The organism is Pelovirga terrestris (assembly GCF_014773365.1).
Lineage (GTDB): Bacteria > Desulfobacterota > Desulfuromonadia > Desulfuromonadales > Geopsychrobacteraceae > Pelovirga > Pelovirga terrestris.
The window spans coordinates 60,537-83,257 of sequence record NZ_JACWUN010000013.1; the positions used below are offsets into that span (position 1 = coordinate 60,537).

Sequence of the window (22,721 nt, forward strand, 5' to 3'; positions counted from 1 at the left end):
GTCTGAGGCCTTTCGCAATAATCATAAACACCAGATTTTTTATTCTCTTGGTGGACTTGGAGTCTTGGTGGTTGATTGATGGTGTCTTTTACTGCGAGCGGTTAAATATCTCTTTCTTGAAGACTTTTACTTGATTTGTCGTGGCTAAAACTGGTTGAATACGGTGCCTTAAAAAACCGCCAAAGGAGCCGCTCATGTCCCATGTTCAACTGAATGACCCAATCGTCCGTGAATCCATTGATACCATCCGTCTGCTGGCCGCAGATGCCGTCGAAAAAGCCCAATCCGGCCATCCGGGAACGCCGATGGAGGCTGCTCCCATTGCCTATCTGCTGTACATGAAATATCTGCGTCATAATCCCGGCAATCCTCACTGGGCCGGACGCGATCGTTTCATCCTGTCCTGTGGTCATGCCTCAGCCCTGATCTACAGCATGCTGCATCTGACCGGCTATGACCTGTCGCTGGACGATATAAAAGCCTTCCGCCAGTTTGGTAGCCGAACCGCCGGTCACCCTGAATTTGCCCATACGCCGGGGGTTGAAACCACCACCGGGCCGTTGGGGCAGGGGGTGTCGGTTGCTGTTGGTATGGCCATGGGTGGGCAGTTCCTTGGTGAGCAGGTCGACGCGGAATTGTTCGACTACCGGACCTGGGTATTGTGTTCCGATGGAGATCTGATGGAAGGGATTTCCGCCGAGGCCGCATCGTTAGCCGGTCACTTAAAGCTGGGGAAGCTGAACTATATCTACCTCGATAACAAGATCACCATTGAAGGCGCAACCGAACTTGCCTTTAGTGAAGATGTCGGTGCCCGTTATCTGGCTTATGGCTGGCACGTTGAACGGGTGGATGGCGAAAACCTGGCCGAAATCGATGCCGCTATGGCCCGTGCATGGCAGGATAACCGTCCATCATTGATTGTCGCCCGTACCCACATCGGCATCGGTGCCCCCAACAAGCAGAATACAGCCGATGCCCATGGCGCACCCCTGGGTGCAGAGGAACTGGCGTTGACCAAGCAGGCCTACGGACGAGATCCGCAAGCCACCTTTGTGGTGCCCCCAGCGGTAGCACAGCATATGGGTTCCTGCCGTGAGCGTGGGGCCGCCCTGGAGCAACAATGGCAGCGCCTGTTTGACAGCAAACAAGATCAGCCGATGGTCAGCGCCTGGCAGCAGGCGGCACAGGGCAAACTGCCAAACGGCTGGGATGCCGAGCTGCCGAGCTTTGCGCCCGGCGATGGGGCCAAAGCGACCCGCCAGGCCAGTGGTGCGGTGATCAATGCCCTGGCGGCAAAACTGCCGTTTCTGATCGGCGGTTCAGCGGATCTGGCACCATCCAACAATACCGAAATCAAGAAAGCCGGTTCGTGGATTCCCGGTCGCAGTGATCGTAATATCCACTATGGTATTCGTGAACATGCGATGGGGGCCATTCTCAATGGTCTGTGTCATACCCCCGGTCTGCGTCCTTTTGCCGGCACCTTTTTTGTCTTTGCCGACTATATGCGACCGGCAATTCGCCTGGCGGCTCTGATGGGGCTTGATCCTATCTATGTCATGACCCATGACTCCATCGGCCTGGGTGAGGATGGCCCGACCCATCAGCCGGTCGAGCATCTGGCCTCATTACGGGCGATGCCCAACCTGACCCTGATTCGTCCGGCTGACGCCAATGAGACGGTTGAAGCCTGGAAGGCGGCGATCATCAATCGCCGTGGCCCGACCATGCTGGTGTTGACCCGCCAGGGACTGCCGACCCTGGATCGCAGCCGTTATGGCGCAGCGGCAGGGGTGCAGCGCGGAGGTTATGTGCTGGCGCCGGAACAGGGCGATCTTCAGCTGATTCTGATTGCCAGTGGCTCCGAGGTTCAGCACGCCCTGGCAGCTCAGGAGACTCTCAAAGCTGAAGGGATCGGCACCCGGGTTGTCTCTCTGCCCAGTTTTGAACTGTTCGAAGCGCAGGACGCAGCGTATCGCGAAGAGGTGCTGCCCGCAGCCTGTGTTGCTCGGGTGGCGATGGAAGCCGGTAGCAGCTTTGGTTGGGAACGCTATGTCGGGATGCAGGGACGCGTTATCGGGATGACGACCTTTGGTGCCAGTGCCCCGGCCGGTGCCCTGATGAAGCATTTTGGGTTTACCGCGGAGAATTTTGTTGCGGTAGCCAAAGAGCTGCTGGGTTAAACAACGGCAAGGACGATTTCGATCCCGATAGCGATTTCGATTTGGACATAGAACAATAAAAGCAGCAACGGGTGACCTCAAAAGAGGCCGCCCGTTGCTGTAAATAAAGACATCTTGATTCAGTCGAAATCGAAATCGGGATCGAAATCGCTATCGGCTTTGCTGTTTTTCGAAGTGTGCCTGATCCCCTCAAGTCAAATAACCCCCGTCAACCCGGACGAGGTAGCCGATCGCGAGGAGGTAAAAGTTTCAAGCTTCTCGTGTCGAAGTTCCAGGTCTTTTCGATCCCGATCCCGATAGCGATTGGGATATAGGACCTTTCAACAACTAATGGGTCGGCGCAAAAATCTTGCCGGAGAGTACGCCCTTAGTGGTTCGCACCAGCACCAGGCCCCAGACCAACAGTAAAAAGGTAACGGAGTAATAGTAAAAGATTTCCATGATGGCGAAGCCACTGACCTGCCAGGCGATCCCCGATGCTACCGCCAACGCCCCGGAAGGGAAGGTGAAGGCCCACCACGACAGAGCGTAGGGCAGTTCAATGCGGGTGAGGTAGTAGCAAGTGACGATCACTGCCATGATGTGCCACCAGGCAGCAAATCCCCAGGTCATCATGATGCCGAAGTTACACAAAGTAACAATGACAGTAGGGTCGAGATTCATGTAGGAGTGATCGGAAAACAGATGGATGATTTTGAATAGAATCACGGCGATAATCGCAGGGGGAGCGATACCGATAAAAAAGGTCGCAGCAAAACGACTCATGGGGAGTTCATGGTAAATATAGCGGTGATACACGGCGGCACCGACAAAAATAAACAGAAACAGGCCGATACCAAAACTGGCTGTTGATACCGCAATAATAAACTCTGCCCTATCTGGAAAGTGGGCGGCAAGTTCATAACCCGAAACCGGGATCAACAGTTTGGAAACCGGAGGGATATACCAGCCAAAATTTGCGTGCTGAAGCTTGATCTCTTGATGCCGGAAAATGTGGATCAGAATAATAAACCCCATGATATAGATGCCGGTAGTGCCAATCAGCCAGAGGTAATAGCCCAACTGCAAAGATATCTCCTGACTGAAAAACAGGGTCGGGTATTTTTTCAGGTTGAGGGCAAACAGAATCAGGGTGATCGGCATGGTCGGGAAAAAATTTGCCGCGACGGGGTGATTGAGATCCTTGCGGATGTTGGCCGGATAGGCAAAAAACTTGATGGTCCAGGGAATCATCAAGAGGACAAAAAGGACCACCGACAACAGGATAAAAAAGGTTGCCAGAGGTGTCACCCAGGCCGCATCGATGAATGAGATAGCCAGGGGAATAACCGCCGTACCCATGATGGCCGCAAACCAGGCCGGGCTGAAATGTTCGGTAATGGTTGCCGGAGTGGCTTGGAACGACTCGGACATGAATGTCCTCCGATCATGACGTTGTGAAAAGTTCTTCTATATATAGAAAAACATATATATGGTTTTATGGTTTTAGTCAATGCCTTTATGCTGCCGGAAAGGATTAAAACATTCCCTTTGATGTTGCCCCGGCTATACTGATAAAGATGACTTCGGTCAGCTGGTGAAAGGCTAGTAAGATTTGGCGTTTTGACAAGGGGGGAGGCAGCAAGGTTGGTTAACAACTCTAAACAAGCTCGTTTTTCCTGATGGGAGCCCTGTCATGGCAGATCTTTTTATCGCGACGGATATCAGTATTCCAGAACAGGAGATTGATTTGATCGCGGTGCGCTCTCAGGGTGCCGGTGGTCAGAACGTCAACAAGGTTGCCAGCGCCATCCATTTACGCTTTGATATCCATCAATCGTCTCTGCCCGAAGAGGTGAAGCAGAAGCTTTTGAGCCGCAATGATCAGCGCATCACCAGCGAGGGACTGATAGTGCTCAAGGTCCAGCAGTCGCGCAGTCAGCTACAAAATCGCCAACTGGCCGTGATCGCATTGCAGCAACTTATCCAGTCAGTGCTTGTCAAGCGCCGACCACGAAAAAAAACCAGACCCGGTGCCGCCGCCGCGGCCAAGCGCATCAAGCGCAAAAAACTGCGTGGACAGGTCAAAACTCTGCGGCAAAAAGTAGAGCACTGAAAAACAGCACAAAATAGAGGTGATCCATCAACTTGACCTGATGATGCAATGTGCATACTCTGTGCGCAAATATTTGCGCACCTTTGTCCCCTTGGTTGCCATCACCTCACCGCAGCCGGTGATCTCCAGGCTGTGCCCGGTCTTTTCTGTCCAGGGGGTTGAGGTAATGATGTCAACCCCTGAGCTTGCCGCTTATCCGCTGACTGATCTGGGGAAAAAGGTGATGTCTGCATCGGAGCAGCGCCACGAAATTTTTGCTGCTATCGATTTTTTGTTGAATGGATTTTGCAACCGACCAGAAAGGTGGTTCTCCATGCGCAAGCTTCTCCTTCTCATCATGTTTATAATCAGCAGTGCTCTCCCATTGCCGGCAGCTGCTACAGACACGCCTGCAAACCGCCTCGACCGTGTCAAACAGGCCAATGTCGTGCGTATCTGTATCTGGCCAGACTATTACAGCATCACCTACCGGAACCCGAAAACCCTGGAGCTGTCCGGGATCGACATCGACATGGCGAAAGAGCTTGGGAGGGATTTGGATGTCGCGGTCGCGTTTGTTGACAGCTCATTTGCTACGCTGATCGATGATGTAAGTCAGGACCGCTGTGACGTTGCCATGTTCGCCATAGGGATCACCCCTGCACGGGCAGAAAAACTTCGCTTTACCCGCAGTCATCTTGCCAGCGATATCTACGGAATAACGACTAAAACCAACCGCCGTATCAAGGAGTGGGGAGATATTGACAGTGCCGGCTCAATGGTTGCGGTCGCCAAAGGTACGCTCCATGTACCGGTCATGAAGGAAAAACTCAAAAAAGCGCAGCTCCTCGTTCTTGACACGCCCTTTGCCCGCGAGCAGGAAGTCCAATCGGGACGTGCTGATGTTTTCATGACGGATTTCCCCTATAGCCAACGATTTCTGGCAAACGCTGACTGGGCGCGCCTGGTGTCGCCACCGGAGACCTATCACGTGACTCCTTATGCCTATGCGATGAAATTGGACGATGACGTTTGGCATGCGCGCATGGAACAGTTCGTCAGTGATGTCAAAAGGGATGGCCGCCTTAGGGCTGCCGCTGAACGGCATAAGCTTGGACCCATTGTTGTTGCGCCATGACGGAACGGGCAAAACAGTTACGAACATATTTTATTGTCGCCCTGCTGCTCTTTGTCACTGGCACAGTGGCTCTTACCACCTACTCCCTGTGGCGGGCGCGCAATGATGCCATTCTCAATGGCATCGGCATGTCATCAATGTATTCGCGCAGTTTTGAAGATTTTATCACCCAAAGCCTGCATGTTACAGAGCTTGTCGGCGCCAACATTGTCGGGCTGGAAGGCCAATTCTCCGATCCGGACGCGGCAGCAACAAATCTCTTCAGGGTGTTGCGCCACACGCCCTTTCTTCGCTCGATATCAATGATCGACGACCGCGCATCGATCATTGCCAGCTCTAATGTCGCCAACATTGGCATTGATGTGGCTCTGGATCATTACTTGCCGCCCGCAACAGAAAAACTGGAAATGTTACGCATTGGCATCCCCTGGAGCGGGCGTGATTTTGCTGATGGCCAACCCAATGCCGGAGGCGATCAGTTCTCGAGATTCATCCCATTGGTCCGCACGCTGATAGAAGGTGGCCAGGCGTCAACCCTGCTCATCAATCTGAACCCGGATTATTTTATCAACCACATGGCACAGCAAATCGCTATGGAGGAAGGTACCGTCGAGATCGTGCGCTACGACGGGATTTTGCTGATGAGTACCGATCCGGACGAACAGCCCGGCGCGCTGCGTGAGTATGTGACCCGCGAGCTACAGCTGTCTGAAGAGGAGTTCGGTGAGTTCAAACGGGAGCTGGAAGATGGACGGCACGTGTTGACCGCCTTTCGGGCATCACGTCTTTACCCCTTTGTGGTTGTCACCAACATCAATCGCGATTATGTCCTGAGGCACTGGACGACCCAGGCACAAACACTCCTGGGGGTTGTTGTCCCTGCCTTGCTGGCCGTTATCCTGCTTACCATCGTGTTTTATCGCCGTCAGCTCCATTTTCTTGCCCGGCAGGCTGAGTACGAACGTCTCCAGCGCATCAATGCCACCGTCTTCGATGCGAGCACCGAGGCCACCCTGATCACGGATGTGGAGGCCAAGATTATTTCGCTTAATCCTGCCTTCACCCGGGTTACAGGCTATCGTCCTGAGGACGCTATTGGTCACCTGTTGACGGAATTTATGACGGCAGACGACACCCAAACCTTTTTTCAAAGCGTTAATTCGGAACCCATCGAGGTCCAGCATCGCTGTAAGGATGGTTCGCTGATCTGGGCTGAAATTCTCTCAACCCCCGAACGTAACGACCAGGGGGATGTCACCGGGTTTTACCGTATCAGCAGAAACATCACTGATCGCAAACAGGCCCAGTTAGCTCTGGAACAAAAAAATCAGGAGATGGAACATTTTGTTTACATCGTTTCCCATGACCTGAAAAGCCCTCTCATCACGGTGCAATCCTTTGTAAATATGCTGCGACAGGATCTGCAGGAGGGTAATCAGCAGGATATTTACGACGATCTGGGCTATATCGAAAAAGCCACCGACAAGATGCAGCAACTCCTGGGTGCCCTGTTGCAATTCTCACGCATCGGCACGGCGGATACTCCGGCGCAAACCCTGACCGCTGAACAATCGGTTCAAGGTTGTCTGGATTCACTGGCCGGTATTTTACATCAGCATCTGATCCAGGTCTCTACCGGCAAACTGCCCCAGCCGCTGTATGGTGATCCCATGCACTTTGGGCAGATCTGGCAGAACCTGATTGAAAATGCCGTCAAGTATCGGGGCAACCAGGTTCACCCCCAGATTGAGATTGGAGCAACTCAAGAAGGGCAAGATGTGGTTTTCTATGTGCGCGACAATGGCATGGGGATTGGACCTGAAGACGGTGAACGCATCTTCAACCTGTTTTCCCAGCTTAATCCGGCCAGTGACGGCAGCGGCCTGGGGTTAGCTCTGGTAAAAAAAATCGTCACCATCTACCAGGGGCGCATCTGGGTTGAATCGGCGGGCAAGGATAAAGGGAGTTGCTTCAAGTTTACCCTGCCCGGAGCAATAAAGGGTTACAGCGAAAAGCCGTAACCCTTTGATTTTGCTGGTGCCCAGAGACAGAATCGAACTGCCGACACGAGGATTTTCAGTCCTCTGCTCTACCGACTGAGCTATCTGGGCGAAATGAAGCCCGTTTATAACCAAAGGGCGCAGGGCTGTCAAGAGAAAATGCGGGGTTTTACGTTGCCGCAGGCGCTGATTTTTCACTTGCTTGTGGCGGCGGGCTTGTGTAGTCTACGCGAAATCACGTGAGAGGATGGTTATGACAACCTTCGGTCTTTATCGCAACTTTTTCTTTTTCTGGTTTTTCGGCTTTTTCAGGCCGTCTGCCGTGGAAGGGTGCGGGTAAAGCTCACCAGTATATGCAACCCATGGCAGAATGGCTTACAGCGTTCTCCCATGGGTTTTTTACTTTGTAGATGTAAGGGCCGCCGGGAGATCTGGTGGCCTTTTTGCCTTCAAACGTCGCTAGCGACAAAAGGAGCGCAACAATGATTATCGTTATGAAAAAAAGTGCGGACAAAGAACAGTTGGCAGCGGTGGAAGCCAAGATCTCTGAGCTGGGTTATCAGCCTCATGTGATTTACGGGGAGACCCGCAACGTGATTGGTGCTGTCGGCGAGGAACGCGGCAAAGAGAAATTGCAGATTCTGCAGTCGATGGCGGGGGTGGACAATGTGGTTCCTATCCTTAAACCCTATAAGCTGGCGAGCCTGGAGGTACAGCAGGAGCCGAGCACCATTGAGATCGTCCCCGGCCTGACAATCGGCGGCAAGGAGTTTATCGTCGGCGCCGGTCCCTGTGCGGTAGAGACCCGCGAACAGATCTGTGAAACCGCCGTCGCCGTTAAAGCGGCGGGTGCGCGGATGTTGCGGGGTGGGGCTTTTAAGCCACGCACCAGCCCCTATTCTTTCCAGGGGATGGAAGAGGAAGGGTTGAAGTTGCTGGCCGAAGCGCGTGAACTGACCGGCTTGCCGATTGTGACCGAGGTGGTTAATCCGCGTGACGTCGAACTGGTCGCCCGTTATGCTGACGTCATGCAGGTGGGAGCGCGCAATACCCAGAACTTTGCCCTGTTGAAAATGCTCGGCCAGCTTGACAAGCCGATTCTGCTGAAGCGAGGAATGGCGACCACCATTCAGGAGTTTCTGATGAGTGCCGAGTATATTCTGTCCGAAGGCAATCGCCGGGTCATCCTGTGTGAGCGCGGAATTCGCACTTTTGAAACCGCCACCCGCAACACCCTCGATCTGTCGGCGATTCCGGTACTCAAGCAGCAGACCCATCTGCCTGTTGTTATTGACCCGTCCCATGGGACCGGTCATTCAGCACTGGTGCCGGCCATGTGTTATGCGGCGGCGGCGGCCGGCGCTGACGGATTGCTGGTCGAGGTTCATCCCTGTCCGGAAAATGCTACCAGTGATGGGCCGCAATCCTTGCGCCCGGATGATTTTGCCGCAATGATGAACAAGCTACGTAGGTTCGTTGACGTCTGCGAACGCACCATGGCCGGCTAAAAAGAGAGAAAAAATATGTATCTGGTTCCCCTGTCTCAGCTTGCAAGTGTTGAATTATTGATTCATTGTCTTAAGGCGGCTGGTGGGCAAGCCGATTGTACCATGTGTCCGGCCTATCGGGTGTGTATGAAGCAATGTTTGGCGGTTGCTGCCTCGGTCGAGCAGATGCTGCAGCAGGGCACCCTGCCGATGCTGGGGGAGGAGTCTGAGGCAGCAGAAACAAAGGCCCCGGAAGACGAACCGGATCCGCCGGGAAAAGGTGGCTTGCGGGTGGTCAAGTGAGGCGTTGGACATTATGGTGGACGGTGATCTATGACTGACAGAGTGTATAATTTTGGTGCCGGGCCGGCGATGCTGCCCGAGCCGGTGATGCGCAAAATTCAGGAAGAATGGCTCAACTATCGGGGCATGGGGGTGTCGATTATCGAAATCAGCCATCGCGCTGACGCGTTTATCGAGGTCCTTGAAGAAGCCAAAGCCCTGTTCCGTGAATTGACTGACCTACCTGATAACTACCGGATTCTGTTTATGCACGGTGGCGCGCGGATGGTGTTTTCGGCGCTGCCGCTGAATCTCGCCGGGCGCTGTGCAACGCGTAAGTGTCTGTATGCCGAAACCGGTAACTTTGCCAAGGTGGCGGCCCAGGAGGCGCAGAAGTTCTGCCAGGTTAAAACGGTCATCAGCAGTGCCGCAGGCGGTTACGATCATATCCCCGAGCTGCCGCTGGAGTTGATCGATCAGGATGCCGCCTACCTGCATATCACCGGCAACAACACCATCTTTGGTACCCGCTGGAACACCTTCCCTGAAACCGGCAAGGTACCGCTGATCGCCGATATGACTTCTGAGCTGTTGTCACGGCGCATCGACTACCGGCGCTTTGGTGCTGTCTATGCCGGTTTACAGAAAAACCTTGGCCCTTCCGGTATGGCGATGGTGATTATCCGGGATGATCTGCTCGGGTTTGCTGATGCCGTGACGCCGACCCTGCTTGATTTTACCCAGGCCGACAAGGACAACTCCCTGACCAACACCACCAATACCTTTGCCGTTTATGTGATCAAGCTGGTGCTGGAATGGCTGCAAGAGCAGGGCGGTGTTGCTGCCATGGAGGAAATCAACGAAGCCAAGGCGGCGCGACTCTACCAGGTGATTGATGATGGTGATTTTTATCGTGGTATCGCCAGGAAAGACCATCGTTCGATTATGAACGTGTCTTTTCTGCTCAATGGTGATGGACTGACAGCTAAATTCCTGCAACAGGCCGAAGATCGTGGCCTTTACGCCCTGAAGGGCTACCGCAGTGTCGGTGGGGTGCGGGCCTCTATCTACAACCCGATGCCGATGGTCGGAGTAGAGAAACTGGCAACCTTTATGGAGGAGTTTGCCGCCCGGCACGGATGAGGAATGGTTGTCGAAATAGTTTACACAAAAGGGCCGATTGGCATTGCTGATCGGCCCTTTTGTGTAAAAAAAACCGACAAGGGGGGGTTTTTAGGTCATGAGTCCATTTGTCTCTGTTCAGCACCGGGCCTTTGGATCCTGTGGCAAGGATAGAGCTGAATAGTGACGTCCATTTTTTAGATAGAGAGAAGACTGAGGCAAGGAATAGATTCTCACCTGTCCTCATGGAATACTTCCTTCAGGTTGTTAGCGATAGGCAGGGGCGCTTCGGTATAAAAACGGATAAAGGTCCGCAGTTTCTGCAATTGTTCATCTGATAGAGGGGCAAAGTGGACACTGCCACGCCTGACGGGTACGAGGTTGTCGCGCAAACGATAATCCGACACCGATTTGACCGGCAGCTTCTCTACGATCAGTTCATGATTGTGATAAAGGCTGAGCTCCTTGATGTCTGAGCGTCTGAGTTTCTGCCCCAGATAGCGAAAAGACAGTCCACCCTCACTGATATCCATGATGTGGAAGGGGAGAGACTCGGGGCCCCGATCAATCAGAACCAGAGCCCGGTTCACGGCCTGAAAGCGCTGGTTCTCTCTGACGGGGCTGTATTGGTAGCGACTTTCCATTGTCATCTCTTTTTTGGCCGAGCGCTTATCGGCCATGGAAAGGGGTTTTGAGTTGAACTGTTTATCACATGAGCCAGTGTATTCTCTCATTTTTTTATCCTGGTTGCAACGAGTGCAAAAAATAACATAATGATTGAATATCTTTATGCAATAATTATTCCCCGACCCACTTCCCGGCTCTGCCGAGCCTGGCTCCAAGGGACCTTTTCACTCCTGATTTCACCCACTATGGCTATCTGTTTGTTAAAATAATCGCCGAAACTTCCTGTATCAGATATAGTCTGGATCTGAACATTGTCTCAACCTGATAGCTTTGTCGAAATTCTTTACAGGTGCCCTTATATGTTCGGCTTGTCCCGCTGCCAGACCTTTTTACTTCTGCCGCCGGCTCTGATCAGTGCGGTGCTGCTGTTTGTCGGCGGCCCCGGGCCGGATTCGTTACGGTCGGTTCGCCATGCCTGGGTGAGCGGACACCTGGTGTGCTTTGCCCTGTGGGGCTCCCTGTATTTGAGCTGGAGGGGCAACCTGCCGATTCGTCGGTTGCTGGTTGAAGTGGTGCTGCTGAGTTTTCTGGTGGGTGGTATGACCGAGCTTCTCCAGTCCCTGGTCGGGCGCGAGCCGAGTTGGCGGGATGTTTTCAACGATGTACTGGGAGGTCTGCTGGCGGTCCTCTTTTTTGCCCCTGGGCGACACCAGCTTGTCGCTCCGTTGCGCCATGTAGCACAGTTTGTGTTGTTGCTGGTCGTGGTCTGGAGCCTCATTCCTTTTTCCCGGGCACTGGCCGACGACCTCATCAGTCGTCATCAGTTTCCCCTCTTGTCCGGTTTTGAAACTCCCTTTGAACAGACCCGTTGGGGCGGCAAGTCGCGGCGTTATATCGACGAGGAAACTGTTTATCAGGGCCGTAAGGCGCTGCAGGTTGAGCTGGTTGCCGGCTGGTATCCGGGGGTTTTCCTCAATTTTTTTCCAGCCGACTGGCGGGGCTATGCGGCACTGCAGATGTATGTTCATCATCCCTTGCCGGAACCGCTGGAGTTGCATCTGCGGATTCACGATCGGCATCATCGCGTTGCTGATAATCTGCACAGCGACCGATTCAACGCCCCTGTAGTTCTTAATCAGGGCTGGAATCGTATTCGGGTGGCGCTTGCTGAGGTCGCGAAAGCCCCGCGTGAGCGCGAGCTGGATTTGCGCCGGGTAGCCGGTGTCGGGCTCTTTGCTGTGTCGCTTGAAGCACCGCAAATGATCGCCATTGATGAGGTCAGATTGCTCGGTTATGAAGAACTGCTTTTGAGCGATTGACATGAGGTAGTGGGGAACATAGAATCGTGATTTTCCCACAGATGATAAGTATGCTGCTGCAGGCAGCTACGAGAGAGGTTGATCCATGAAGGTTCTGATTACTGATGAGATTTCCGACAGCGGCCTGCTGCCGTTGACCAATGATCCGCGTATTACTGTCGATAAAAAAATCGGTCTGGAGATTGATGAGTTGCACCGGTGTATCGGTGGCTATGATGCGATTATTACCCGCAGTGGCACCCTGGTTGACGAGGCGTTGTTGAGCCATGCCCAGCGCTTGAAGATCGTTGCCCGTGCCGGCGTCGGGATTGACAATGTTGATGTCGATGCGGCCAGTCGTCGCGGGATTATTGTCGTCAATGCCCCGTACGGCAATGTGAATTCGGCCGCCGAACATACGATGGCGATTCTGCTGGCAAAATGCCGCAATGTGGGGATTGCTAATATCAGTCTGAAAAATGGCGAATGGAAACGCGCACCCTTTACCGGGCATGAACTCAAAGGCAAAACCGTCGGGATTATCGGCCTGGGAAAAGTTGGCGGGCGGGTCGCTCTGCGCTGCCGCGCTTTTGAAGCTGACGTGCTGACTTACGACCCCTATATTTCGGAAAAGCGGGCCGAAGATTTTGGGGTCAAGTTGACTTCGCTTGAGGATGTGATTCGCTTTTCTGATATTATCAGCGTGCACACCCCCCTCAACGACGAGACCCGAGATATAATCAATGCCGAACACTTTGCCGGCATGCAGGATGGTGTCTTTATCGTCAATTGCGCCCGTGGCGGGATCATCAACGAAGCGGCGATGTTGTCTGCTTTGGAGTCGGGTAAGTGTGCGGGTGCCGCTTTCGATGTGTTCAGCGAGGAGCCCCCACGCAGTGAGGTGCTGAAGAAGTTGATCGCTCACCCCAATATGCTGGTCACCCCGCACCTGGGAGCCAACACCTTTGAGGCACAAAAGAACGTGGCCGTCGACGTCAGCAAGGAAATTGTCAACTACATCGACGGTCGTCCCTTAAGCAACGCGGTCAATATTCCCCGCTTTGATCCGGACCTGATGGATCAAATGAAGCCCTTTATGGAACTGGTGACGATTCTCGGTGAGTTTATGTCCCAGCTGGCACCCGCCAATCCCAGCAAGATTTCCTTTACCTACAACGGCAAGATTGCCCGTTTTGACTGTGACCCCCTGACCATTTGTGGTCTCGCCGCAATGCTCAATTTCAGTACCGAGCAGGATGTTAATATGGTCAATGCCGGTCTGGTGGCTAAAACCCGCGGCATAGCGGTCGAGTCAATCCGTTCCACCGAAACGGATTCCTTTTCCAGTCTCATTACTATTGATCTGGAAAGTCCGGAAGGCAAGCGGCGGATTGCCGGAACCCTGTTTGAAGGTACCCCGAAAATTGTCAAGCTGCGCAATTTCCCGATCGATTTCCGTCCTGAAGAACATATGCTGGTTATCAATTATCAGGATCGCCCGGGGTTGATCGGCAAGATCGGCACCATCTTGGGGGAACATCAGGTGAACATCGGTAATATGAGTCTCGGACGTTTAGAAAAAGCCGGAGAAGCGATGGTGGTTTTTTCTGTCGACTCACAAGTTGAACCGGAGACTCTGGCCAAAGTCGGTGCGGCAGTTGAAGCGCGATTTATCAAGGCGGTGCGACTGGGAGTAAGATAATAAGGTATCAGATGGTCAGGGGCAGGTCGGTTGTAGCAATAATACCGACCTGTTCTGCTTTTTCCAGCAGACAGGAAATCGCTGCCAACCCGTCTTCGCCTAAATCGATAGAGTAATCATTAACATACAGATCGATATGCTGATTGATCACGCTATCGTCAAGTTCCTGGGCATGCTGACGGATATAACTGGTTGCCTGCTGCGGGTGACTGCGGGCGTATTCGATGCTGTGGCGCAACGCCTGATCTACCAGCCTGATGCGCTCTTCACCCAGGCTTCTTTTTGCCAGAATTCCCCCGAGGGGAATCGGATGCCCGGTTACCTCTTCCCACCACTGCCCCAAATCAAGTAACTGCTCGAGCCCGTACTGCTGATAGGTAAAACGTGATTCGTGTATTATCACCCCGGCGGCGGCGCGCCCCTGGCACACGGCCGGGATAATCTGATCGAAGGGGAGAACCAGCAGATTGTCCGTCCCGCCAACATAGAGTTGCAACAACAAATTGGCGGTGGTTAGCCGTCCTGGAATGGCAATGGTTTTGCTCCGCAATTGTTCAAAAGAAAGGCTTTCGTCGGCAACAATCAGTGGTCCACAACCGCGCCCCAGGGCGGCACCACTGCGTAACAGGACGTAGCGATTGCGCAGGTGGCCGAAGGCATGAAAGGAAATCTTGGTCAGATCCAAAGCCCCCTTCAGTGCTAACTGGTTGAGGGTTTCGACATCTTCAAGGCGTTCAACAAAGGCCAGATCCCCACAGGGCACCAAGCCATGAACCAGCGCGTGAAAGATGTAGGTGTCGTTCGGGCAGGGAGAATAGCCGAGGCTTAAGCTTGTCATGGTAATAGTCCTTCAGGGGTTCAGCAGGCCACGCTGCAGCAGGGTCAGAACCGCCTCTTGCGCCACTCTCATGCCCAGGGGAATGTCCCACTGTTCATCGGCACGGGTGCCGGTCGGGTTGGAGATCCCGCGTACTTCTAAAAGTGGGCAGGCAAATTCAGCGCAGACCTGCGCCGCTGCCGCGCCCTCCATGTTTTCACAGATCCCGGTGGTCAGTCGCTGGAGTTGCCGGCTTAACTCCGGGGTGCCGGAACAGTTGTTGACGGTCACAAAGGGACCGCAGTACGCCTGCGGAAGTAACTGGACAGCTTGGTGGTACAGTGGCGTGTCAAGTTTGTAAGATTGTTGAAAGAGCGGAGCAAGGTGGCTTTGCTGGGGTATTTTCAGCTGTTCCAGCGGGATAAAGCCACTGTCCGTCGTTACCCCGCAGTCGCCGTAGATCTCGCTGCTGGCCAGGGCCAGATCACCGATGCCCGGGCCGCGGTCGGGATAGCTGCCACCACAGCCACAGAGGATCACCGCTGCAGGTCGTAACTCAGTTAACATGCGGGTAAGTTGCATCGCCATCAGCATGGCACCGATGCCGGCATGGCCGACCACAACCGCTGTACCACACAGGTTTCCGCGTAATAATTCCCTGCCGCCACACTGCACGGTTGCGCTGGAGATCACTTGTCGGCGCAAAAGAGCGGTTTCAGCCGGGGTTGCCGCGAGAACCAGCACCATGATTACGGCCTCTTAAACCAGCCGTGGCGGATCAGGTCGCGCCGCAATTCACTCCCCTGATTGCGCACCACCCCCTGGTACCAGAAACACTCCTGACTGACCAACGGGTTGTCCGGGGTATCGAGACGTTTGGAACCATCCACCAGGTTCTTGCGAAAGATCGCATCGGGCTCGCTGATGATCGCCCTGATTTTTTCCGCCAGGGGCTCATCGAGCAGTTCAATGACCGTTGCAATCATGTCGCGAATTTTCAACCCCTGGCGATATTCCCATAAATCTCCATCAAAAACGTATTCGCACTCGGTGACGAAATCACTCCAGTCCAATAACAGCGAACCGAATTCGACATCGGCAAACTCATGCTGCATCAGTTTGCTGCTGATCAAGTCAGCAATTTGTTCCTGCTCTTTACGGGTCAGAAAAAAAGACAGGCCTTCTTCGACCTCGTACATATCAAGCAGTTCGGTTATTTCATCACAGTAAAGAGATGCATCAAGTTCTGCGGTGCCAAGCTTTTTAAGCTCCGGTGGCAGGAACTCACGCGGCAGTCCAAGCAGCGAGAGGTGGTGGTGGTCGTAGTCTGTGGGCAGAATCAGGTCGTCACGATAAGGAATCTGGTGGCGAACCAGAAAATTGCACAGACGCAGGTGGTTGTCGGTAAAAAAACTCAAGACCTTTTCTTCCGAGCAGAAAAATTCCAGACCCTTACGGTTATTGGCAAGGCCAAAACCGACAAAACCATCGTGGATCAAGCGACTTAAGTAGGGGGCAACGGTTTGCAGGATCAGATTGGTCGGCAGGTAGGGGGAATAATAAACTGCCGGTTCCGGTCGAGATTCTTCGGCGCTTGAACGCCGGATTGTTGCCTGTTCAGGATAGAATTCCAGAATAAAAAAGGATTCTTCGGTTAAAAAGCGGCTGAATTGAACAAAGATTTCGGCAAGCCGGGGGGCTGAGACCAGGGCGGTAAAACGATAGGCATTGTCACAATCGTCAAGCAGTGAAAAATCGTAACCTTCGCGGATCGATGCTGTCATTCGATGATTTTTAGCAGGTTGCAGACCGGCCGGGTGCAGGTATTCTGTTGCCAATGGAGATCCTGTTGTTGTCCGGGGTTTTTGAGAGCTCAGTTGTTTTTCGCCATAACAAATTTATATCATAACCGCCTGACCTGGTGCTTGGCTAATTTCTTTTCTGATGATTAGTTCCTTGATATGAGACTTTTTAAATGATATATAAATGCCTTCATCAAAGAGAATGCTTTCGCAAAAAGGATCAATTTCGCTGGATAAGCAAAAAGCACCAAATGTAAGGCGCGTCATTGTTAAGCAATGAGGCGTACTTACGTACCTCGAAGCAGTGAAACAATGGCAGCAACGCAGCAGTTGGTGCGTTTTGCGACGCCATCAAAGAGAATACTAGCCAAGGAGTACCACATGCTCAGCTCACAGTCATCTCTGGTCATGTACGACGAAGAATACCAGAAGATTATGATACTGATTGAACGTCTGCTGCGGGAATCTAATGCCAAGGTCATTTTTCTGGTTGATAAGGATGGCCAGTTGATCGCTGCTACCGGCGAAACGGAAAACCTTGATACCACCAGTCTGGCGTCCCTGACGGCAGGGAATATTGCGGCGACCGGAGGCCTGGCCAAGCTGATTGGTGAAAAAGAATTTTCGATTCTGTTTCATGAAGGGGAGAAGGATAATATCCACCTTTCCATCGTCGGTGGGCGGGTTATCCTGGTGGTTATTTTCGATCAGCGCAGTTCTCTGGGGCTGGTACGTTTGCGGGTAAAAAAAGCCAGTAACGAACTGGCAGTGATTCTCGAGGATCTGGTACGCAAGACACAAGATCAGCACTCCGAGTTTCAGGCGAGTCCGTTTTCTGAAATTACTGACGATGATATCGACAACCTTTTTAACTGATCGGAATTCGCCAGATGTCCTTCATCAACTACGCGTCACGAGAAATTAACTGCAAGATTGTCTATTACGGCCCGGGCTTGTGTGGTAAGACAACCAATCTGCAGTATATTTACAATAAAACGGCTGAAGGTTCCAAGGGGAAGATGATTTCCCTGGCGACAGAAACCGAGCGAACCCTGTTTTTTGATTTTTTGCCCCTGGCCCTGGGTGAAATTCGCGGATTCAAGACCCGTTTCCATCTTTATACCGTTCCCGGCCAGGTTTTTTACGATGCATCGCGCAAATTGATTCTTAAAGGGGTTGACGGGGTTGTTTTTGTTGCTGATTCGCAGGAAGAACGTTTTGACGCCAATATTGAGAGCCTTGAAAATTTACGCGACAATCTCGAGGAACAGGGTTTTGATATTGAAAAAATTCCCTTTGTTATCCAGTACAACAAGCGCGACCTGCCCAACGCCTGTGATCTGGAAGAACTGAGCAAAGCTCTCAATCCCCGTAGGGTTCCCGAGTTTGAAGCCTGCGCGCCAACCGGTGAAGGGGTGTTTGAAACCCTCAAGGCGGTGGCCAAGTTGGTACTGAATGATCTTAAAAAGGGAGGATAAAGAGCGCCAGAAAATCGCTTGACATGGAGATAAGTATCTCCTATATTCCGGAACCGCACCAACTATTCCCTCTTAGCTCAGTTGGCAGAGCATCTGACTGTTAATCAGATTGTCGCTGGTTCGACCCCAGCAGAGGGAGCCAATAAAATCAGCCCCTTGCAGCAAATTGCTGCAAGGGGCTTTTGATTTTTATGGTTATTCTCCCGGTGTTGTCCCAGATCCATAGCAATGTTTTGCCATAGGAACCATCTTCGTTCATTTTACCGGGCTGCCGATCCCCTCGTTCGAATTAATTTATCCCTTTCAGGATCATATGGCAAAGCCACTCATTTTCCACACTATCGGAGAGGTCCATGCCGCTGTGTTCAATCTGTCCGATCGGCAACTTGACAATATGGCTGGTCGGCGTGGTTCCCAGTGGCAGATGCCATTTCCCTGAAAGGTTAAGCAGCGCGGTTTTTTCCTGGGCCCCGGCGACTGAAATGCGAAAACCCTTATCATCACTCATGCCCAGAGGCATGGTTCGGTAGTTTCTCAGGGTTGCGGCGATCTCGGTATCGCTTAAGGGTTCCGCCTCTATTTTTTGGACATCGGCTTTGAGGGCCGCAGGGAGGAGTTGCAATGCGCCGACACAGTCTCTGCCAATATGCCACAGCAGATCAAAACCTTTGTTTGACCCTGCTCGGAAGCTTTTTTGAATGCGGTTTCTGATCGGCAGGCTATCGGGGAGTAAGTTGTCGAAATAGTTCTCGACCCTGTCGCCGGTGTAAACCTGTTCGGCTAAGGGCATCGAGAGAGACAGTGCGCGACCTGCGCTGCTTGCAATCCAGGATTGGGCATAGCTGAATTCCAGTCTGCCATTTGCTGCACGGGTCAAGGTACCGACCCTCTCCTCATTCATGTAGGCGAATAACTCTGCCTTTTGAGGTTTGCGGCCCATTTACCATTTGTCTCCATCGTTTTTGACATCGGTTTTGCTCCGAGGCTGTATGACCATCTCCAGTTCCAATGCGGCCAACAGGCGAAACAAGGTGCCAAGCTGCGTCCCTCCGCTACCTTGCTCAACCTTCGACACGGTGGGCTGATCTATACCAACCAGTTTTCCCGTGGCTGTTTGGTTTAATCCTTTTTGCTTACGCGCTTCCCGTAAGACTGACCCTAGGTTTTCAGGAGATATGGCTTTGCGAATCATTGGGGGCTCCGATCATTGTCTTTGGATATAGCTATAGAGATATAAATTAAAAATATAGCGCATATCGTATAAGAACGATCTATAGCTTATGCGCTATAAATTTATTGTCAATTGAGTTTAATACTGATTTTTTTTGTACTAATTCTGCACTGTCATTGCGTTGGGTCGGGGGGGTGTTTGTCGCCATGGACGGCGACAAAAAGCGGTCATGGATGACGAAAAGTGTCCCTTGGCGTAGGATCCCCGATCCGGTGCTGAATTCGATACTATTTTTTAATAGTATCTTCCCGGCGCCCGTTTCTTCAGGTGTGGGAGCCAAATATTCCAGGGGCTTACGGCATAACGCTGTGAGTCTCTGTTTTTTTGTGCGCAAGCGGGTCGAATTTTTGTAAACTCGAAGAGTGACATTTTTTTGAAATGCTGGAGGTGTTGTGATGAGTGATTTGCTGAAGAAGGATAATAATCGGCGTCAAGAGGACCCAGTTTTACCCTGTGAGGTTGTTCGCATGGTTCTGCACCCCGCAGAAAAAGATCTGGGCGGCTTCAGCGTTCGGCGTCTACTGCCGGCAACAGAGCTCAAATCAGTAGGTCCGGTGATTTTTTTTGATCATTTTGGCCCCGCCCGGTTTGCCCCAGGTCAGGGCATGGATGTGCGTCCCCATCCCCATATCGGCCTGGCGACCATCACCTATCTGTTTGCCGGCGAGATTCTTCATCGTGACAGCCTGGGGAATGTTCAGTCAATTCGTCCCGCCGAGGTTAACTGGATGACCGCCGGTCGTGGCATCTCCCACTCGGAGCGCACCCCACCAGCGTTGCGTGAGACCGGCCACTCTTTGCACGGCCTGCAGTTGTGGGTCGCACTGCCGGAAAATTTAGAGCAGGTCGAGGCGGATTTTGTCCATTATGCTGCTGAGCAGATTCCCCTCATCCACCATCAAGGCGTAAGTCTGCGGCTGATTGTCGGTGAAGCCTGGGGGGTGAGATCGCCGGTCAGGGCCGCCTCCCCAACCCTCTATGCTGATGTTCAGATAAGCCAGGGAGCGACATTGGAACTGCCGGACGAAGTGGGTGAGCGCGCTGTATACGTAGTCGCAGGTGAACTCCAGGTTCAGGGCGTGACAATCCCGCAGCACTGTCTGACCTTACTTAATGCTACTCAAGGGCTTGAAGTGACGGCAACGACAGAAGGTCGACTGATTGTTATTGGCGGGAAGCCTTTGGGTAAACGCACCGTCTGGTGGAATCTGGTATCTTCCCGCAAGGAGTTGATTGAACAGGCCAAGGACGATTGGCGCAGTGGCCGTTTCCCCCAGGTGCCGGACGAAACTGAAAAAATTCCGGTGCCTGGAACTTAGCGAGTTTTTAAGGTTGACACTTTGTCAGGATATGAAATAATAAACGATTTTTGGAAGGTGCTGCCAGTTTTGGTCAGCTTGAATGAATATGCCTAAGGGGCAGATACGGGGGAGTAAGTTCTGATGAAATTTCTGATAACCGGTGGCGCTGGATTTATTGGTTCTGCTGTTATTCGTCACATTATTAACAGTACAACGGACTCTGTTGTTAACATTGACAAGCTCACTTATGCCGGCAATCTGGATTCACTGGTCGATGTCAGTAACAGTGATTGTTACGCTTTTGAGCAGGTGGATATCTGTGACCGTTCAGCGTTAGATCAGGTTTTTTCTGCTTACCAGCCTGATATTGTTATGCATTTGGCGGCCGAAAGTCATGTTGATCGCTCCATCGATGGCCCCGCCGATTTCATCGAAACCAACATCGTTGGTACGTACACCTTGCTGGAGGCTACACGCAGTTACTGGCAAGAACTTGAATATAGCCGCAAAAAGGTTTTTCGCTTTCACCATATTTCTACCGATGAAGTTTATGGCGATCTGCCGCATCCGGAAGAAGATTCCAACGCCAAAGCGTCGCTATTCACAGAAACGACTTCTTACGCACCCAGTTCCCCTTATAGCGCCAGTAAAGCCAGTTCTGATCACCTTGTGCGAGCCTGGCGGCGGACCTATGGCTTGCCGACCCTGATTACTAATTGTTCCAATAACTATGGGCCCTATCAGTTTCCGGAAAAGCTTATTCCACTGATGATTCTCAATGGGATCGAAGGTAAGCCCTTGCCGGTGTACGGTAAGGGAAATCAGATTCGTGACTGGCTTTATGTCGATGACCATGCGCGTGCACTCTACAAGGTTGCGACAGGGGGTGTTGTTGGAGAAACCTATAATGTTGGTGGACACAACGAGAAGCAGAATATTGAGGTTGTCCACACGATCTGCACTCTTCTGGATGAACTGGTGCCCAAATCGCCCCATCGGCCTCATGCGTCCTTGATTACCTATGTCAAGGATCGACCCGGCCATGATATGCGCTACGCCATAGATGCCGGAAAAATTCAGCGAGAGTTAGGGTGGCTCCCTGAAGAAACCTTCGAGACCGGCATGCGCAAGACGGTGCAGTGGTACCTTGAAAACAGCGACTGGTGTCGGCGGGTGCAGGATGGGAGTTATCAGCGGGAGAGATTGGGGTTATGAATATCGCCCTCATTGGCTCTAACGGCATGTTGGCTTCCATGTTGAAGCAAAAGATTCCTGCATCGTACCGGGTGCATGAGTTTGACTTGCCTGATTTCGATATTACCAACAGTGAACAGGTGAACACGGTGATTGGTGCGCTGCATCCTGATATTATTATTAACTGCGCAGCTTTCACCAAGGTCGACTTGTGCGAAACAAAGCAGGAAGCTGCAGCGATGGTAAACGGAGTTGGGCCCGGACTCCTAGCCAATGCAGCGCATCAGGTCGGCGCTGTGCTGGTCCATATTTCAACAGATTTTGTTTTCGCCGGCGACAAAAAGTCACCCTACAGCGAAGAGGATCCTGCTGCCCCTTTGTCTATATACGGGTGCTCTAAATTAAAAGGGGAGGAGGCTATTATCAATAGCCCCCTGGAGCACTACTACATCATCCGTACCAGCTGGCTTTACGGCCCGGGCGGGCCGAATTTCGTCGAAACCATTGCCCGCCTCGCTTGTGAGAGAGAAGATCTGGGCATCGTTGCCGACCAGCGCGGCACCCCTACTTATACTGGCGATCTTGCCGAGGCAATTATGAGGCTCTTCCCTCGTCTCTCTCCCCTTGTCACTGACTTGCCTTTGCCGCCTTACGGCCTCTATCACTACTCTAATCAGGGTGAATGCACCTGGCACGAGTTTGCTTGTGAAATTGTTGATCAACTACAGAAAAAAGGTTGTGCTGTCAAAGCAAAACGAATAATACCAATTGCTACAGAGGATTATCCTGTGCCGGCCAGACGCCCGCAGTATTCGGTTCTGTCGAAGAAGAAATATATGGAAGCTACAGGGGCTGAAGTGCCTGAGTGGAAAGAGAGCTTGCAGACCTATTTTGATAACAGGGCATAGACGTATAACAGGGATGAACAGGGTGAAATCAAGGTCTTTTTTTGAGTTTTAAACATGATCCCGTTAATCCTTTT

The 22,721-nt window shown here is 52.3% G+C and carries 21 protein-coding genes and 2 tRNA genes; 15 read left to right on the top strand and 8 right to left on the bottom strand.

Translation table 11 applies throughout. The features are described 5' to 3' along the window. The first annotated feature begins 194 nt into the window (after window positions 1-194). Window positions 195-2,186: a transketolase gene (gene tkt / locus ICT70_RS11450; RefSeq protein ID WP_191156745.1), complete on the top strand. Its 1,992-nt coding sequence runs from the start codon at window positions 195-197 to the stop codon at window positions 2,184-2,186. A 327-nt stretch (window positions 2,187-2,513) separates the two neighbouring features. On the opposite strand, the gene ICT70_RS11455 is transcribed toward tkt, so the two are convergent. After that, complete coding sequence (locus tag ICT70_RS11455; protein ID WP_191156747.1) at window positions 2,514-3,599, bottom strand: SLAC1 family transporter; 1,086 nt, start codon at window positions 3,597-3,599, stop codon at window positions 2,514-2,516. A 262-nt stretch (window positions 3,600-3,861) separates the two neighbouring features. Here ICT70_RS11455 and arfB point away from each other — a divergent pair, with 262 nt between their 5' ends. From arfB to ICT70_RS11470, 3 genes are all read left to right on the top strand, one after another. Continuing rightward, window positions 3,862-4,281 (top strand): alternative ribosome rescue aminoacyl-tRNA hydrolase ArfB, encoded by a 420-nt coding sequence (gene arfB, locus ICT70_RS11460; RefSeq protein ID WP_191156749.1) that lies wholly within the window; start codon window positions 3,862-3,864, stop codon window positions 4,279-4,281. A 61-nt stretch (window positions 4,282-4,342) separates the two neighbouring features. Next, on the top strand, window positions 4,343-5,398 hold the full coding sequence (locus ICT70_RS11465) for a transporter substrate-binding domain-containing protein (RefSeq protein ID WP_191156751.1): 1,056 nt from the start codon (window positions 4,343-4,345) through the stop codon (window positions 5,396-5,398). Continuing rightward, window positions 5,395-7,419 (top strand): sensor histidine kinase, encoded by a 2,025-nt coding sequence (locus ICT70_RS11470; RefSeq protein ID WP_191156753.1) that lies wholly within the window; start codon window positions 5,395-5,397, stop codon window positions 7,417-7,419. Before ICT70_RS11465 ends, ICT70_RS11470 begins: the two co-directional genes overlap by 4 nt. 14 nt (window positions 7,420-7,433) lie before the next feature. Here the strand turns inward: ICT70_RS11470 and ICT70_RS11475 are convergent. After that, a tRNA-Phe gene (locus ICT70_RS11475) sits at window positions 7,434-7,509 on the bottom strand. Between the two features lie 371 nt (window positions 7,510-7,880). On the opposite strand from ICT70_RS11475, the gene aroF reads away from it, so the two are divergent. Genes aroF through serC form a run of 3 tightly spaced genes read left to right on the top strand, consistent with a single transcriptional unit; the run spans window position 7,881 to window position 10,310 of the window. Next, complete coding sequence (aroF, locus tag ICT70_RS11480; protein WP_191156756.1) at window positions 7,881-8,906, top strand: 3-deoxy-7-phosphoheptulonate synthase; 1,026 nt, start codon at window positions 7,881-7,883, stop codon at window positions 8,904-8,906. 15 nt (window positions 8,907-8,921) lie between these two features. Continuing rightward, window positions 8,922-9,188, top strand: a complete 267-nt coding sequence (locus ICT70_RS11485) for a hypothetical protein (RefSeq protein ID WP_191156758.1) — start codon at window positions 8,922-8,924, stop codon at window positions 9,186-9,188. A 30-nt stretch (window positions 9,189-9,218) separates the two neighbouring features. Next, on the top strand, window positions 9,219-10,310 hold the full coding sequence (serC, locus tag ICT70_RS11490) for a 3-phosphoserine/phosphohydroxythreonine transaminase (RefSeq protein WP_191156760.1): 1,092 nt from the start codon (window positions 9,219-9,221) through the stop codon (window positions 10,308-10,310). Window positions 10,311-10,522: 212 nt separating this feature from the next. Here the strand turns inward: serC and ICT70_RS11495 are convergent, their stop codons facing one another. Then, window positions 10,523-10,933 (bottom strand): PilZ domain-containing protein, encoded by a 411-nt coding sequence (locus ICT70_RS11495; RefSeq protein ID WP_191156762.1) that lies wholly within the window; start codon window positions 10,931-10,933, stop codon window positions 10,523-10,525. Window positions 10,934-11,275: 342 nt separating this feature from the next. On the opposite strand from ICT70_RS11495, the gene ICT70_RS11500 reads away from it, so the two are divergent. Together ICT70_RS11500 and serA are read left to right on the top strand one after the other, a co-directional pair. Beyond that, window positions 11,276-12,235 (top strand): VanZ family protein, encoded by a 960-nt coding sequence (locus tag ICT70_RS11500; protein ID WP_191156765.1) that lies wholly within the window; start codon window positions 11,276-11,278, stop codon window positions 12,233-12,235. An 85-nt stretch (window positions 12,236-12,320) separates the two neighbouring features. Beyond that, entirely contained in the window at window positions 12,321-13,916 is a 1,596-nt protein-coding gene (gene serA / locus ICT70_RS11505; protein ID WP_191156767.1) for a phosphoglycerate dehydrogenase, read from the top strand. A gap of 7 nt (window positions 13,917-13,923) precedes the next feature. Here the strand turns inward: serA and ICT70_RS11510 are convergent, their stop codons facing one another. Genes ICT70_RS11510 through ICT70_RS11520 form a run of 3 tightly spaced genes read right to left on the bottom strand, consistent with a single transcriptional unit; the run spans window position 13,924 to window position 16,571 of the window. Further along, window positions 13,924-14,754 (bottom strand): 1,4-dihydroxy-6-naphtoate synthase, encoded by an 831-nt coding sequence (locus ICT70_RS11510; protein WP_191156769.1) that lies wholly within the window; start codon window positions 14,752-14,754, stop codon window positions 13,924-13,926. Window positions 14,755-14,766: 12 nt separating this feature from the next. After that, window positions 14,767-15,480, bottom strand: a complete 714-nt coding sequence (gene mqnB, locus ICT70_RS11515; RefSeq protein ID WP_191156771.1) for a futalosine hydrolase — start codon at window positions 15,478-15,480, stop codon at window positions 14,767-14,769. A gap of 2 nt (window positions 15,481-15,482) precedes the next feature. After that, window positions 15,483-16,571 (bottom strand): hypothetical protein, encoded by a 1,089-nt coding sequence (locus tag ICT70_RS11520; RefSeq protein ID WP_191156773.1) that lies wholly within the window; start codon window positions 16,569-16,571, stop codon window positions 15,483-15,485. Between the two features lie 345 nt (window positions 16,572-16,916). Between ICT70_RS11520 and ICT70_RS11525 the strand changes: the two genes are divergently transcribed. The 3 genes from ICT70_RS11525 to ICT70_RS11535 all read left to right on the top strand — a co-directional run bounded on the left by ICT70_RS11525 (window position 16,917) and on the right by ICT70_RS11535 (window position 18,155). Continuing rightward, window positions 16,917-17,411 (top strand): roadblock/LC7 domain-containing protein, encoded by a 495-nt coding sequence (locus ICT70_RS11525; RefSeq protein WP_191156775.1) that lies wholly within the window; start codon window positions 16,917-16,919, stop codon window positions 17,409-17,411. A gap of 14 nt (window positions 17,412-17,425) precedes the next feature. Further along, window positions 17,426-18,013 (top strand): GTP-binding protein, encoded by a 588-nt coding sequence (locus ICT70_RS11530; protein ID WP_191156777.1) that lies wholly within the window; start codon window positions 17,426-17,428, stop codon window positions 18,011-18,013. Between the two features lie 66 nt (window positions 18,014-18,079). Continuing rightward, window positions 18,080-18,155 (top strand) — tRNA-Asn (locus tag ICT70_RS11535). Between the two features lie 147 nt (window positions 18,156-18,302). Here the strand turns inward: ICT70_RS11535 and ICT70_RS11540 are convergent. Together ICT70_RS11540 and ICT70_RS11545 are read right to left on the bottom strand one after the other, a co-directional pair. Beyond that, a complete protein-coding gene (locus ICT70_RS11540; RefSeq protein ID WP_191156779.1) occupies window positions 18,303-18,953 on the bottom strand; it encodes a HipA N-terminal domain-containing protein in 651 nt (216 codons plus the stop codon). Then, the gene (locus tag ICT70_RS11545; RefSeq protein WP_191156782.1) at window positions 18,954-19,205 is read right to left on the bottom strand and encodes a helix-turn-helix domain-containing protein; all 252 of its coding nucleotides are present in this window, start codon (window positions 19,203-19,205) and stop codon (window positions 18,954-18,956) included. 434 nt (window positions 19,206-19,639) lie between these two features. Here ICT70_RS11545 and ICT70_RS11550 point away from each other — a divergent pair, with 434 nt between their 5' ends. The 3 genes from ICT70_RS11550 (at window position 19,640) to rfbD (ending at window position 22,647) form a co-directional block, all read left to right on the top strand. Then, window positions 19,640-20,563, top strand: coding sequence for a pirin family protein (locus ICT70_RS11550; RefSeq protein WP_191156784.1), 924 nt, complete (start codon window positions 19,640-19,642; stop codon window positions 20,561-20,563). Window positions 20,564-20,686: 123 nt separating this feature from the next. After that, window positions 20,687-21,760, top strand: coding sequence for a dTDP-glucose 4,6-dehydratase (rfbB, locus tag ICT70_RS11555; RefSeq protein WP_191156786.1), 1,074 nt, complete (start codon window positions 20,687-20,689; stop codon window positions 21,758-21,760). After that, the gene (rfbD, locus tag ICT70_RS11560; RefSeq protein WP_191156788.1) at window positions 21,757-22,647 is read left to right on the top strand and encodes a dTDP-4-dehydrorhamnose reductase; all 891 of its coding nucleotides are present in this window, start codon (window positions 21,757-21,759) and stop codon (window positions 22,645-22,647) included. Before rfbB ends, rfbD begins: the two co-directional genes overlap by 4 nt. The last annotated feature ends 74 nt before the right edge of the window (window positions 22,648-22,721 follow it).